Annotated in this window: 10 protein-coding genes; 6 read left to right on the forward strand and 4 right to left on the reverse strand. The window is 71.2% G+C overall.

Features of this window, described 5'->3' with window-relative positions:
• Nucleotides 1-73: 73 nt before the first annotated feature.
• From grxC to WME75_RS40785, 5 genes are all read left to right on the forward strand, one after another.
• Nucleotides 74-367: a glutaredoxin 3 gene (grxC, locus tag WME75_RS40765; RefSeq protein WP_437482317.1), complete on the forward strand. Its 294-nt coding sequence runs from the start codon at nt 74-76 to the stop codon at nt 365-367.
• Between the two features lie 199 nt (nt 368-566).
• The gene (locus WME75_RS40770) at nt 567-2,222 is read left to right on the forward strand and encodes a serine/threonine-protein kinase (RefSeq protein ID WP_437482320.1); all 1,656 of its coding nucleotides are present in this window, start codon (nt 567-569) and stop codon (nt 2,220-2,222) included.
• A 7-nt stretch (nt 2,223-2,229) separates the two neighbouring features.
• A complete protein-coding gene (locus WME75_RS40775) occupies nt 2,230-3,462 on the forward strand; it encodes a hypothetical protein (protein ID WP_437482322.1) in 1,233 nt (410 codons plus the stop codon).
• A 300-nt stretch (nt 3,463-3,762) separates the two neighbouring features.
• Nucleotides 3,763-5,730 (forward strand): acetate--CoA ligase, encoded by a 1,968-nt coding sequence (gene acs / locus WME75_RS40780; RefSeq protein WP_437482325.1) that lies wholly within the window; start codon nt 3,763-3,765, stop codon nt 5,728-5,730.
• Between the two features lie 265 nt (nt 5,731-5,995).
• On the forward strand, nt 5,996-7,537 hold the full coding sequence (locus WME75_RS40785) for a serine/threonine protein kinase (protein WP_437482327.1): 1,542 nt from the start codon (nt 5,996-5,998) through the stop codon (nt 7,535-7,537).
• 69 nt (nt 7,538-7,606) lie between these two features.
• Here WME75_RS40785 and WME75_RS40790 read toward each other — a convergent pair whose 3' ends face one another.
• From WME75_RS40790 to rho, 4 genes are all read right to left on the reverse strand, one after another.
• Nucleotides 7,607-9,280, reverse strand: coding sequence for an ATP-binding protein (locus WME75_RS40790; protein WP_437482330.1), 1,674 nt, complete (start codon nt 9,278-9,280; stop codon nt 7,607-7,609).
• Nucleotides 9,277-10,371, reverse strand: a complete 1,095-nt coding sequence (locus tag WME75_RS40795; protein ID WP_437482333.1) for a (Fe-S)-binding protein — start codon at nt 10,369-10,371, stop codon at nt 9,277-9,279. Before WME75_RS40795 ends, WME75_RS40790 begins: the two co-directional genes overlap by 4 nt.
• A gap of 49 nt (nt 10,372-10,420) precedes the next feature.
• The gene (locus WME75_RS40800) at nt 10,421-12,460 is read right to left on the reverse strand and encodes a GAF domain-containing protein (RefSeq protein WP_437482336.1); all 2,040 of its coding nucleotides are present in this window, start codon (nt 12,458-12,460) and stop codon (nt 10,421-10,423) included.
• A 201-nt stretch (nt 12,461-12,661) separates the two neighbouring features.
• Entirely contained in the window at nt 12,662-13,909 is a 1,248-nt protein-coding gene (gene rho / locus WME75_RS40805; RefSeq protein WP_437482338.1) for a transcription termination factor Rho, read from the reverse strand.
• A 386-nt stretch (nt 13,910-14,295) separates the two neighbouring features.
• Here rho and yccX point away from each other — a divergent pair, with 386 nt between their 5' ends.
• Nucleotides 14,296-14,574: an acylphosphatase gene (gene yccX / locus WME75_RS40810; RefSeq protein WP_437482341.1), complete on the forward strand. Its 279-nt coding sequence runs from the start codon at nt 14,296-14,298 to the stop codon at nt 14,572-14,574.
• Nucleotides 14,575-14,577: the final 3 nt, after the last annotated feature.

The following is a 14,577-nucleotide window of genomic DNA, read 5'->3' on the forward strand; positions in this document are numbered from 1 at the left end:
GCCTACCGCAAGGTGGAGCCCTGTGCGCTTGCATCTTTGGCCGCTCCGAGAAAGGAAAGAGGACGAGATGCCCATGCAAGCAGCCGAAGTCACCCTCTACGTCACCGACTACTGCGGATACTGCACCATGGCGAAGCGCCTGCTGACCCAGAAGCAGGTGAGCTTCACGCAGATCAACGTGGAGGATCGCGACGACCTCCGCGCCTGGCTGGTCAAGGCCTCCGGGCAGCGGACGGTTCCCCAGATCTTCATCAACGGCGTCAGCGTCGGCGGCTTCAGCGAGCTCTCGGCCCTGGAGAAGCAGGGCAAGCTCGATCCGCGCCTCGGCGAGGCACCGAGCGCGGACGCACCTGCCATGCCGCGCTGAAGGGCGAGGGCTCCGGTGTGCGACGGCGCCCGTCGCCGGGCGCACCCCTGGCCGCCCCTGCTGGCGAAGGTGCACCCTGGATGGGGTAGGTGATAAGCTGCCGCGCGGGGACGGGGCGTAGCTTTCTTTGATACGGTTCGTCCATAGGGCCTCATGGGCTTCGCCCGCCCCTTCGCCCATCCTCCGAGTCGCAACCGCCATGCCTAGCAGCACCGACACAACTGCCGCAGCGACTCAGCCGGTCGAGGGCGCGCTCGTCGGAAAGCGGGTCCAGAAGTACGAAATCGTACGGACGATCGGGCGTGGCGGGATGGGCATGGTCTACGAGGCGCTCAACACCACCATCGGCAAGCGCGTCGCGATGAAGTTCGTCGACGCCGAGCTCGCGCAGAACAAGGACGCCGTCGCCCGGTTCCACCGCGAGGCGCAGGCGGCGAGCGCCGTCGAGAGCGCGCACATCGTCGAGATCTTCGACTCCGGCTTCGCCGACGACGTCCCGTTCCTCGTCATGGAGCTGCTCCGCGGCGAGGACCTCGGCCACCGCATCCGGCGCTGCGGCAGGATCGAGCTCGGCCAGGCGCTCCACGTGACCGCGCAGATCCTCCGCGGCCTCCACCGGGCGCACGAGGCGGGCATCGTCCACCGCGATCTCAAGCCGGACAACATCTTCCTTGTCGACCGCGACGACGACCCGAACTTCGCCAAGATCCTGGATTTCGGCATCTCGAAGGTGCGCCGCACCGACGGCGTGCCGGCCCACACGTTGACCCGGCAGGGCACGGTGCTCGGCACGCCGTTCTACATGTCGCCCGAGCAGGCGCAGGCGTTGCCCGACGTGGACGGCAGGACCGATCTCTGGGCGGTCGGCGCGATCCTCTACGAGTGTCTCACCGGGCACCCGCCGCACAGCGGCAGCTCGTACGAGCAGGTCATCGTCAATATCTGCATGAAGGACGCCCAGGATGTGCGGATGAGCAACCCGGCCGTCCCCGAGCCGATCGCGCGCGTCATCGCGCGGGCGCTCACGCGGGACAGGGACGCGAGGTTCTCGTCCGCGCGGGATTTCCTGGACGCGCTGGTCGCGGGGGCCGGCGGGCTCCTCGGGTCGCGGCGCAGCTCGAGCGACGAGCTCGGGGCGCACACGACGAGCGCTCCTGGCGTGCCCGGGCAGACACCGGTGAAGCACACGCCGGGCGACCCGAACATCGCGCTGGATCCGACGCTCGAGGTGCACGGCAGCGGCTCGAAGGTGGGCTGGTCGAGCAACGGGCGCACGGGCGCGCGCGGGCCGCGGCGGCTCGCGCTCGCCGCGGTGGCGCTTGTCTCGCTGGTCGGCGGGCTCGCCGGCGCGGTCCATCACGCGCGCCGCTCGCCGGCGGCGCGCACCGAGGCTGCCGCGCCGGCGCCGCCTACCCAGGTCTCCGTCGAGCTCCGGACGAACGCCGAAGGCGCGCGCTTCACCGTCGACGGCGTGGCGCTGGCCGATCGCACCCTGCGCGGTCGCACGGGTGAGACGAAGCGGGTGCGGATCGAGGCCTCCGGATACACGCCCGTGGACAAGGAGGTGACGCTCCAGGCCGGCAGGGCCCCGATCGAGGTCCTGCTCCACCCGCTGCCGGCGGCCGTGACGCCGGCGCCCACCGCGGCCGCGGAGCCGGCGCCAGCGCCCACCGCGCCCGCCCCGGCGCCCAGGGCCGCACCGAGCACGAAGAAGACCGCGACGCTCCCCTTCGCGGCGCGTCCCAGGACCACGGGCACCGGCGCAAAGGCCGCCGCGCCGGGTCAGGTCGCGCCGGACGTCGCGACGTCGAAGCCGGCGGGGGTCGCGGCTGGTTTGCAGCTCAAGGTCGACTGAGGCGGGCTTGGGCAGATCGCACGGACGACTCCTGCTCACGCTCTGCGCGGCGATCCTCGGCCTGGCCGCGCAGCTCTCGCCGGCGCTCGCGCAGGTCGAGCCGTACCGGCAGCACATGGAGAACGGCATCAAGCTGTTCCAGGACCGGAACTACCGGGCGGCGATCGCCGAGTTCGAGGCGGCCTACAAGGAGAAGCCGAAGGCCAGCCCGCTCTTCAACATCGCGCTCGCCGAGAAGGCCATCTTCAACTATCCGAGGGCCATCGCCGCGCTCGAGCGCGCGCTCGCGCAGCACCGCGACACGATGGACGAGGGCGACGAGCGGACGGCGCGCAGCGCCATCGAGGAGATGCGCGCGCTGCTCGCCCATCTCACGATCGAGCTCAGCCCGCCGGACGCCACGCTGATCATCGACGGCGAGGAGCAACCGCCCTCGTCCTCGGGGACGCGGGTCGTGGAGCTCGGGCCGGGGGTGCACCGCATCGGCGCGCGGGCCAAGGGCCATGCGAGCGCCGATCAGAGCGTCACCGTGGTGAGCGGCGAGCGCGACAAGAAGGTGAAGCTGACGCTGGCCCCGGAAAAGACGCCCGTGACCGCGACGCCGCAGCCGTTCACGCCGCCGCCTCCCCCGCCCCCGCCGCGGCCGGTGCCCCTCTCGTTCGCGCCGCAGGGGTACTACGTGATCGGCGCGGCGTCGCTGCTCGTGCCGATCGGCCATCCGCGCGCATTCCCGATGCCGGAGGCGAACAGCGGCGGCGCCGGCTCGATCCGGGTGGGTTACCGCGTGAACACCCCCGCGGCGTTCGACGTGATGTTCCAGTACGCGAACATCGCGACCGGGTCGGGCCACCCCGGCTACCAGAACGCCAGCTACACGCTCGGCTCGACGCGCGTCGGGCTGAACGTCCGCCTGATGACCCCGGGGCAGACCTGGCGGTTCGTGGGCTCGATCGGGGGCGGTCTCACCTACGACGACGTGAGCTTCGACAGCATCAAGACGCCCGCGGGGGACATCTGCGAGGGCCGGTGCCAGCCCGCTGCAGGGGTGAACGCGTTCGTGTTCTCCGAGGTCGGCGTCGAGCTGGACCTCGGCGGCGTGCTCCTCGGATTCTCGCTGGACAGCTACTTCCAGTCGTCGCGCGGCATCAGCTACAAGGACGGCGACGACGACATCCCGCTCTACTCGGCCTTGCTGCTGCAGCTGGGCGGCAGCCTGCACGCCGGCTACGCGTTCTGGTGATCGGGCCGGGCCGAGCCCGGGCGGTTGGCCGTTCCATCCTTGTTCTGTCGCTTGGCGGATGTATTCTCGCACCCCCTCGCGGTGAGTCGGAGGCGGTTCGCCGTCCTCTCCAGCGGGGGTCGGGGATCGGCCTTCGCCGTCCCCTTCAACGTGGGTCGGGGATCGGCCTTCGCCGTCCCCTCAACATGGGTCGGGGATCGGCCTTCGCCGTCCCCTTCAACATGGGTCGGGGATCGGCCTTCGCCGTCCCCTTCAACATGGGTCGGGGATCGACCATCGCCGTCCCCTCAAGAGGTGACCATGTCGCAGGATGCCATCACGTCGTTGCTGAAGGAGACGCGCCGGTTCGAGCCGCCGGCCGAGTTCTCGCGCCGTGCGCGCGTCGGCGCGCAGGAGACCTACGAGGCGCTCTACCGCGAGAGCATCGAGCAGCCGGACGCGTTCTGGCGCCGGGAGGCGAGCGACCTCGTGTTCCGCACGCCGTGGACCGAGACCAGCGACGGGTCGCTGCTGCACGCCAAGTGGTTCCTCGGCGCGACCCTCAACATCACCGAGAGCTGCCTCGATCGCCACTTGACGACCGCCACCAGGAACAAGGCCGCGATCATCTGGGAGGGCGAGCACGGCGCCACGCGCACGCTGACCTACGCCCAGCTCCACCGCGAGACGCTGCTGCTCGCGAACGCGCTCAAGCGGCTGGGCATCGAGAAGGGGGACCGGGTCGCGATCTACATGGGCATGGTCCCCGAGGTCGCCGTCGCGATGCTCGCCTGCGCGCGCCTCGGCGCGGTGCACACGGTGGTCTTCGGCGGCTTCGCCGCGGACGCGCTCCGCGACCGCATCCACGACTGCCAGGCCAAGCTCGTCATCACGCAGGACGGCGCGTACCGGCGCGGGCAGGTCGTGCCGCTGAAGGCGACCGTCGACAAGGCGCTCGCGCAGCCGCAGGCGAAGAGCGCGACGCGCGTGGTCGTGTACCAGCACCTCGGCAGCGAGCGCTGCGAGGTGCAGATGACCGAGGGCCGCGACGTCTTCTGGCACGACCTGCTCGCCCAGGCCGCGCCCTCCTGCGAGCCCACCATCGTCGACGCCGAGCACCCGCTGTTCATCCTCTACACGAGCGGATCGACCGGGAAACCCAAGGGGGTGCTCCACACGACCGCCGGCTACCTGGTCGGCGTGCACGTCACCACGAAGTACGTCTTCGATCTGCGCGACGACGACGTCTACTGGTGCACCGCCGACGTCGGCTGGGTGACGGGCCACAGCTACATCGTCTACGGCCCGCTCTCGAACGGCGCGACGTGCCTCATGTACGAGGGCGCGCCGAATTTCCCCGACTGGGGCCGCTTCTGGCGGCTCATCGAGAAGCACGGGGTGACCATCCTCTACACCGCCCCCACGGCCATCCGCGCCTTCATGCGGCAGGGCGACGAGTGGCCCGCGAAGAGCGATCTGTCGAGCCTCAGGCTCCTCGGCTCGGTCGGCGAGCCGATCAACCCCGAGGCGTGGGTCTGGTACCACCGGACCATCGGCGGCGGCCGCTGCCCCATCGTGGACACCTGGTGGCAGACGGAGACGGGGGCGATCATGATGACCACGCTGCCCGGCGCGGCGCCCGCGAAGCCGGGGTCGACCGGGCTGCCGATGTTCGGCGTCGTGGCCGAGGTCGTCACGAAGGACGGCAAGCCGGTCGCCCCGGGCGAGGGCGGGCTGCTCGTCCTGAAGCAGGCGTGGCCGTCGATCCTGCGGACGGTGTGGGGCGACGATGAGCGCTTCCGCAAGCAGTACTTCAGCGACGTCGAGGGCTGCTACTTCACCGGCGACGGCGCTCGCCGCGACGACGACGGCTATTTCTGGGTCGTCGGCCGCATCGACGACGTGCTGAACGTGGCCGGCCACCGCATCGGGACGGCCGAGATCGAGAGCGCGCTCGTCTCTCATCCCGCCGTCGCCGAGGCGGCCGCGGTCGGTCGGCCGGACGAGCTCAAGGGGCAGGCGCTCGTGGTGTTCGTCTCGCTCCGGCCGGGGGCCACGGCCGGACCGGAGCTCCAGGCGAAGCTCGCCGAGCACGTCGCCAAGGAGATCGGCAAGTTCGCGCGCCCCGACACCATCCGCTTCGCGGACGCGCTGCCGAAGACCCGCAGCGGCAAGATCATGCGCCGGCTGCTGAAGGACGTCGCCGCCGGCCGGGAGCTGACCGGCGACACCTCGACCCTCGAGGACCTGAACGTCATGGCGAAGCTCCGGCAGCAGGAAGACGAGTGAGATCCGCGGCGGCGCAGGGGCACGGTCATGCCCCTGCGACCGGCGTGACGCACCGCGCGTGAGGGGGGAAGCGCTGGCGCCTCAGCGAAGGGGCGGAGAGCCCACGGAAGAGCTCGATCCTGCGGCTCTTCCCCCGTCCTCGGCCAGGGCACGGCGACGTCGGCCCACGGCCGGCGGTCCATCGCCCATGCTCAACTCACCTCGTTCGCGCCGGAGAATTTGATCCCCCGCATCGGCGCGGAGGATAATCTGTGGTGAGGCGCTTTTGGAGCTCGAAGCTGGAACCGTTGTCGCGAACCGGTACCGCATCATCCGCCAGCTCGGCCGTGGCGGGATGGGTGAGGTGTTCGCCGCGGAGAACATCCGCACCGGCCGCCAGGTGGCGATCAAGCTCCTGCGCGCCGACTCCAAGGCCAAATCGTCCGCCGCCGAGCGGTTCCGGCGCGAGGCGCGCGCCGCGGGCTCCATCAACAGCGACCACGTCACCGAGATCCTCGACGTCGAGGAGGACCTCGAGCACGGCATCGTGCTCGTCTTCGAGCTGCTCGAAGGCGAGTCGCTGATCGAGCGGCTGAAGCGGACGGGACCGATCAGGTTCGAGGAGCTGCACCCGATCATCGAGCAGGTCTGGATGGGCCTCGCCGACGCCCACCGCGCCGGGATCATCCACCGCGATCTGAAGCCGTCGAACGTGTACCTCGAGGCGCGACCCGACGGGTCCACGCGGGTCAAGATCCTCGACTTCGGCATCTCCAAGCTGCCGAGGGAGATGGGAGGAGAGACCCTCACCGAGATGGGGCAGAGCCTCGGCACGTTCTCGTTCATGCCGCCCGAGCAGATCGGCAAGGCGAAGACGGTCGACCACCGCGCGGACATCTACGCCTGCGCCACGATGATCTTCCAGTCGATGAGCGGTCAGCTGCCGTACCAGGCGCGCAACCTGCTCATCATGGTCGAGATGAAGCAGAAGGCCGACGCGCGGAGGCTCGCCGAGGCGATGGACGGGCCGGTCGAGCCGCGGCTCGAGGCGTTCCTCGCCAAGGGGCTGGCGCGGGAGCCCGCGGACCGGTTCCAGAGCGCGATCGAGGGGCTCACCGCGTGGCGGGAGCTGCGGCCGGCGAAGCGCGCCAGCCAGCCGACCAACAGCCCGCGCAGCTCCAGGGTGCCCAGCAGCAACGCATCGGGCCATGCGCTCGGCACGCCCTTCCCGCCCCCGCACCAGACCTACAAACCCCCGTCCTCCGGCGCGATCAAGCTCCCGGTGCCGCCGGCCGACTCCATCTTGATCCGCACGGCCACCGACCCAGGGGCACAGCCGTCGGTCGAGGCCGTCGCGCGCCAGCCCAGCGAGCCTGCTCTCGCGGCCCACCACCCCGTCGGCGAGCCGGCGCACCCGCACGGCGAGGTCCAGCGCCCGTCTTACGCGGCCGTCGGGCAGCCGCTGGTTCCGTCCATGCAATGGACCGGTCCGAACGGCACCATGGTGCTGAACAACGCGGCCGGAGAGCTCCTGCCCCCGATCGGATCTCCCCCCGTGTCGCCGCGGACGCTCCCGGATTTCTCCGAGGACAGCTCGGCCGGATCGACCAGCCAGGGTCCGACGCTCGTCTACAAACCCATGCGGCCGACCCTGAGCTCGGGGCTCCCTGCCCCCGGCGAGCCGGAGTCGATCGAGCAGCGGCCGGCCGCGACCCCGCCGGCGCGGACGTTTCGGACCCTCGTCTACGTGCTGGCGGCGCTCCTGTTTGCGGTCGTGGGCTTCCTCCTCATGGGGATGGCCCTCGAGTACCTGAACATGCCGAAATAGCCGGCGCGCCGGGGCTCCATGTCGGGCCTGCCCGGCGCCGCCGCGCGGGCGCGCCGCGGCCGGAGCGGCTCAGAGCAACGCGTCCGCGGCGCGGCCCTGGGCCGGCGCGCCGCCGGCGGGCAGGACGATCCGGAACCGCGTGCCCCCCGCCTCGCGCGGTTCGCACGAGATCGTGCCGCCGTGCGCCTCGATGATGTCCCGCGTCACCGCGAGCCCGAGCCCCGTCCCGCGCTGCTTTGTCGTGAAGAAGGGGTCGAAGATGGACGCTCGCAGCTCCTCCGGCACGCCGGGGCCCATGTCGTCGACCGCGATGGTCGCGGCGCCGCTCGAGAAGCTGACGCTCACCACGATCTCGCCGCCCTTGGGCATCGCCTCGCGCGCGTTGCGGAGCAGGTTCAGGAGCGCCTGCCGGAGCTGCGACTCGTCGAGGAGGATCTCGGGCCCCTCCTCCTCCACCTCGACGCGGACCGCGATGCCGGCGCGGTCGAGCTCGGGCCGCACGAACGCCACGAGCTCCTGCACCAGATCGTCCACCCGCTCCGGCACAAGCCGCGGGCGAGGACGGCGGGCGACGCTGAGGTACTGCTCCGCGATGCGCGACAGGCGGTCCACCTCGGCTCGGATGGCGGCGACGAGCTGCGCTGACTCCTTCATCACGGGCCTGAGCTCCGCGTCGGGCGTCTCCGCGGCGGACGCGCGCGCCACCTCCTCCTCGAGCAGCTCGAGGTTCAGCCCGATCGACGACAGCGGGTTCCTGATCTCGTGCGTGACGTGCGCCGCCATCTTCCCGATCGCCGCCAGCCGCTCGGCGTTCACGAGCTCGGCGCGCGCGCGGCGGATCGCGGCGACCATGCCCTCGAACGTCGTCGCGAGCTCGCCGATCTCGTCGTTCGTCGCGAGCGCTTGCTTCGGGGTGAGGTCGCCGCGCGCGACCGCGTTCGCCCGCTCGGTGACCGCGGTGAGCGGGGCCAGCACGCGCCGCGCGTACAGCGACATCACCGCGCCGACGAGCAGCGTCAGCACGCCCAGCCCGAGGAGCAGGTGCATCGAGCGCTCCTCCCGCCGCTTCGCCTCGACGGTGAGGCTCTCCATCTGCTCATCGACGCGGCTCTTGATGGCCCGCAGCCGCTGCGCGCCCTCGACCTCGCGCTTGACCAGCTCGTCCCGCGTGCGCTCGGCGAGTTCGCGGTTGCCGACGGCGAGCGCCTGGAACAGCTGCGAGAACCGCTCCGGGCTGGCGCCCACGAGCCGCTCGATCGCCGTCACCTCGACCGCGATCTCGTCGCTGAACCGGCGCACGCCCGACGAGGCGCCCGCCTGCCCGACGCCGGCGTCTCCGCCGGCCGCCTTCTCGTCGGCGGCGAGCGCCCTGGCGGCGTCCTTGACGATCGAGAAGGCGAGCGGCCGGGTCCGCCGGGCGGTCTCGATCCACTCGCGCACGTCGCCGGGGTTCTTGGCGGCGGTGATGTGGTTGAGCTGGGCGTTGAAGACGTTCTGCTCGGCCAGGACCTCGCCGATGCGGAGCAGCAGCGGGACGTACCCGGCGCGCAGCAGCTGGGCGTCGCGCGACGCCGCCCGCAGCGCCTGGACGCTCCACCCGACGGTCAGCGCGAAGGCGGCGAGCACCACGAGGTAGCTCGCGAGGAGCCTCCCCGCGACGGTGCGCCGCTTGTGGGGCGCCGGCCCCTTCTGGCCTGCGGCGCCGCCGCGCGCCTCGTCCCCGGCGGGCGCCGGCGCGGTCATCGCGGCGCGACGGCCCGCGCCACCAGGCTCGCGAGGTCTTCCGCCGGCTCGCCCCGGGTCCTGAACCGCCGGAGGCTCTGCGCGCAGTGGGTCACGAGCAGCCCGCCCCCGAGCGCGCGGTGCTCCGCGATCCTGCCGTCGGCGATGGCGGCGGACGAGGCGGGGCGCGTGGCGGGCACGAGGCCGCCGCCGCCGCTGCAGTCGGCGTGCTCGCGGCGGTGGATGAACTCCTCGGGCGGCCGCCCCGTGATGCGGGCGAGGATCTCCCGGGGCGCGTCGTAGCGATCGAGGCCGCGCCCGAGCTGGCAGGGGTCGTGGTAGCGCACCCGCCGCTCCGACGTCGACCGCTGCAGCCGATCGAGCGACGCCAGCGCGAGATCGACGAACAGCTCCGGGGTCTTCACGCTCACGCCCACGCGCGGATAGTCGACGCGCACGGCGCGCGCGCACCCGGGGTCGACCGCGACGAAGCGCTCTCCTGACGCGACCTCGGCGGCGAGCCGCCGCGCGGCGGCCTCGAAGCCCGGCCGGTCGCCGGCGTACAGGAGCGGCAACCCGCAGCAGGCGCGCACCGGGCGGACCGGCGCGCCGGTCAGCGCTTCGGTCGCTTCGAGCGCGTCGCGGGCGACGTCCGGCGCGTGCCGCTCGTAGCCACAGCCGAGCAGCACGTGGACCGCAGCCGGCGCGACCGCGGCCGCCCTGGAGCGCGCGTCGGCCTCGCCGGCGCGACCGGCCTCGCGGGCCAGGAAGCGCTCCGCGGCGCGCCTGGCCCCCTCCGGCGCGAGGCCGCGCGCGAAGAGCTCCGCGCGCGCGTCGGTCAGCACGGTGGCCACCTCGTTCTTGTGATCGCAGCGCTCGCGGCACGCGTAACAGGCGGAGCAGGCCCAGGCCGGCTCCGCGTGGGGCGCGTCGAGCGGCACGTCGCCGCGCGCGGCGAAGTACGCCATCGACATCTTGCCCCACGGCGTGACCGTCTCGTTCGCCTCGACGTTCGACACGGGGCAGGCGGCGCGGGAGAGCTTGGGGCAGTAGACGCACTTCTCGAGCGACGTCCGGTGCGGCTCGAGGAGCTTCAGGCGGAGCTGGGACACCGTTCGAGTCTCTCCATGGGATGCGCCTCGCGCAAGCGGCGGGGGCGCGTCAGGCGTCCGAGCCGTTGCTGGACGAGCGTCGGCCTCGCTCGTTCGCGGGTGCTGATGAGCCCGTCTGCCTGCGACGGGGGACGCCCTCGTGGACGACCGGCGCGGCCTCCACGCCCTGCTTGGGCGCCGGGCTGCCGCCCTGCTTGGGCGCCGGGCTGCCGTCCTGCTTGGGCGCCGGGCTGCCGTCCCTCGAGGCCAGCTGGGGCTGCCCCGCCGCCGCGGCCGAAGACCGCGACGGCGCGCTCTCCTGGGGCAGGCGGATCGTGAACTTCGCGCCCTTGTCGGACGACGCGACCGCGATGGTCCCCGCGTGCTCGTCGACGATCTTCTTCACGATCGCGAGCCCGAGCCCGGTACCGCCGCGCTTGCCCGATGTGACGAACGACTGGAAGAGCCGGCCCTGGACCTCCTTGGGGATCCCCTTGCCTGTGTCGGCGACGCTGACCGCGAGGTCGCCCCCGTCGCGGTAGGCGCGGAGGGTCACCGTGCCCCCGCCTGGCCGCATCGCCTCGACCGCGTTGCGGACGAGGTTGTGCAGGAGCCGCGTCATCTTCGCCTCGTCGAACCGCGCCGTCCCTCGGTCCTCGAGCTCCAGGGAGAGCCTCACGCCGGTCCCGGCGAGCTCGTGTTCCAGCTGCTTCTCGATGTCGCCGAAGAACTTGGTCAGGTAGACCTTGCGCACGAGGATGCTCCGCTCGCCGCGCGCGAACTCCAGCACCTCGCGCTGCATCGCGCTGATCACGTCGAACTGCTTCAGGATCAGCCGCGCGTGATCTTCCCTCGTCGCCGCGTCGGGGGCGCTGGCCATGAGCTGGACGTAGCCGCTGATCACCGTGAGCGGCGTGCGCACGTCGTGCATCACCCCCGAGAGCAGGCGCCCGATCGTGGTGAGCCGCTCGCTCTGCTCCCGCTCGAGGCGCGACCGGAACAGCCGCAGCGCGGTCGACGCGTTCGCCGACACGAGCCGCAAGAGCGCGCGATCGTCCTTCGAAAAGCCGTGCGGTTTCCTGGAGTTGTAGAGCGCCATCGCGCCGATCGGCACCGCGTCCTCGCCCTCGAGCGGCACGGCGATCGCCGTTCGCAGGTCCGCCCCGAGCAGCTGGGCGAGCCGGGGCGAGACCGGCGTGTCGCCCAGCGCCTCGCCCGCGCCTTCGCTCGAGAAGAACACGGCCTCGTTGTGCACCATGGCGTGCCCGACCACCCCCTCGCCGCGGCGCATGGCGATGCGCTTCACCGCCGGCCGCCGGGGAGCCGCGACCACGACGCCCTCCGGCTCCTCGTCCGGCGCGGACGAGCGGGGCGGCGGGCCGCCGTCCTCGAACGCGGCGAAGTCGAAGAAATACAGGGCCAGGCCGCCCTCGATCTCGTCGACGAGCATGCCCCCCGCGCGCGCCTCGCACGCCCTGCCGGCCTCCGTGATGACCGCGCGCGCGAGGTCCTCCATCGTGGTCGCGCGGCCCATCGCGCTCTCGAGCTCGAAGAGCAGCTTGAGGTCGCTCACGCGGTGCTCGAGCTGCTCCTTCGTCTCCACGAGCTGCGTGTTCTTCTGGATCACCGAGAGGAACAGCCGCGAGTTGTCGATCGAGACGGCCGCCTGCGTCGCCAGCGCGCTCAGGAGCTCCTCGTCGTGGACCGAGAACTCTCCTTCCCCGTGCTTGTTCAGGACCTGAATGACCCCGATGGTCCGGCCGACGTGGTTCTTCATCGGCGCGGCGAGGATCGAGCGGGTGCGGTACCCCGTCACCTCGTCCCAGTCGCGCTGAAACCTGCGGTCCCGGTAGGCGTCCTTCACGCGGATGGTGCGCCCGATCTTGGCGACGTGGCCGGCGATCCCGGCGCCGACGGGCAGCTCGATCGCGCGCGCCTCCTCGCCGATGACGATCCGCGAGAACAGCCGCTGGCGCTGCTCGTCGAGCAGGTAGAGGGTCGCCCGGTCCGCGTCGAGCAGCTCCGTGATCTTGTTCAGGATGAGCGCGAGCAGCTGGTCGAGATCCAGGGTGCTGCCGAGCGCGAGCCCGACATCCCGGAGCGCCTGCACGGTCTTGTCACTTTGGGCAAGGCGCGCCTCGAGCTCTTGAATCCGAGCCTGAAGCGCTTTCGTGCGTTGTTCCGCCTTCGCGGTCACCAGGAGACGCTAACACGACTTCGTCCGCAGAAGCGCGCGCGGTCCCCTGCGCGACGCGTTCGTCCCGCAGAGAGCGCTCCCTACGACGGCCGGGAGCGCCCCTAGGACGAACCGCTACTGGTTCATGCTCTCGAGGAATTCCTGATTGGTTTCGGTGCGGCTCACCTTGTCCAGGAGGAATTCCATCGAGTCGATGACGTTGAGGGGGTGCAGCAGCTGGCGGAGCAGCCACACGCGCTGGAGGATCCACTCCGGCAGCAGCAGCTCTTCCTTGCGGGTCGCGCTCTTGTTGATGTCGAGGCAGGGGAAGATCCGCTTCTCCATCAGCTTGCGATCGAGGTGGATCTCGCTGTTACCGGTCCCCTTGAACTCCTCGAAGATGACCTCGTCCATGCGCGAGCCCGTGTCGACGAGCGCGGTGGCGACGATGGTCAGCGACCCGCCTTCCTCGACGTTGCGCGCGGCGCCGAAGAACCGCTTCGGCTTGTGCAGCGCGTTCGAGTCGACGCCGCCGGACAGGATCTTGCCGCTCGGCGGGACGACCGTGTTGTAGGCGCGCGCCAGGCGGGTGATCGAGTCGAGGAGGATCACGACGTCGTGCTTGTGCTCGACGAGGCGCTTCGCCTTCTCGATCACCATCTCGGCCACCTGCACGTGCCGCGTCGCCGGCTCGTCGAAGGTCGAGCTGATCACCTCGCCCTTCACGGTGCGCTGCATGTCGGTCACCTCTTCCGGGCGCTCGTCGATGAGCAGCACGATCAGGGTCGTGTCCGGGTGGTTGGCCGAGATCGCGTTGGCGATCTGCTGGAGCAGCACCGTCTTGCCGGCGCGGGGCGGCGAGACGATGAGGCAGCGCTGCCCTTTGCCGATCGGGCAGAGCATGTCGATGATGCGCGTCGAGAAGCTCTTCGTCCCGTTCTCGATGTTGAACTTCTGCTGCGGGTACAGCGGCGTCAGGTTGTCGAACAGGATCTTGTCGCGGGCGACCTCGGGGGGCTCGCCGTTGATCTTGTCGACCTTGAGCAGCGCGAAGTACGCCTCGCGCTCCTTGGGCGGCCGGATCGAGCCGCTGACGCTGTCGCCGGTGCGGAGGTTGAAGCGCCGGATCTGGGACGGCGAGACGTAGATGTCGTCCGGGCCCGGCAGGTAGTTGTAGTCCGGCGCCCGGAGGAAGCCGAAGCCGTCGGGCAGGCATTCGAGCACGCCCTCGCCGTAGACCGGCTGGTCCTGCGCCGCGTGGGCCTGCAGGAGCGCGAAGATGACCTCCTGCTTGCGCAGCCCGGCAGCGCCCTCGATGTTGAGCCCCTTCGCCATCTGGACGAGCTCGGCCATCGGTTTCTGCTTCAGTTCCCTGAGGTGCATGAGTCGGAAAGCTCCAGGATGCGACAGCGCGCGCCCTGTCAAGGGCGTGGAGGCCGTCGGTCGATGGTTTCTGTTTGGGGGGGTCTAGCGGGTCGAGCCCGAGGCGGGGCCGAGCATGTCGTCGATGTCGGCGGGTCGCCAGGGGGAAGAGGGCTCGCCTCGTAACCGGCGCCCCTCACGTTCATGTCGCTCGATCGGCGGGCTGCGCTTGCCGATCGGGCGGCGACTCTATCAAGCGCGTTTGCTCTGTCAATGCGCGCCGGGAACCACGGACGCGGGGTCGACCACGCCGCGCGCGCGGAACGGCGGGGGCGAACTGCCTGTGGCACCCCGACGCTGCCCGAAGTTGCCTCCCCCGGAGTGCGCGGCTAAGTCAAGCTGGTTCCATGGGGCTCAAACAGGTTCAGCTGGTCGTCCGCGGTCGCGTCCAGGGCGTCTTCTTTCGTGCTTCCACGCAGCGCGAGGCCAAGCGGCTCGGCCTCACCGGCTGGGTGAAAAACCGCTCCGATGGCAGCGTAGAGGTGCTCGCCGAGGGAGAGGAGGACGAGCTCAAGGAGCTCATCGCGTGGGCGAACCGCGGCCCGAGCGCGGCGCGCGTCGAGCGCGTCGACGTCCGGTGGCGCGGCTTCTCGGGCGACTTCTTTGACTTTCGCATCACGGATTGAGGC

Origin of the sequence: Sorangium sp. So ce1014, from assembly GCF_051521505.1 — a bacterium.
GTDB lineage: Bacteria > Myxococcota_A > Polyangia > Polyangiales > Polyangiaceae > Sorangium.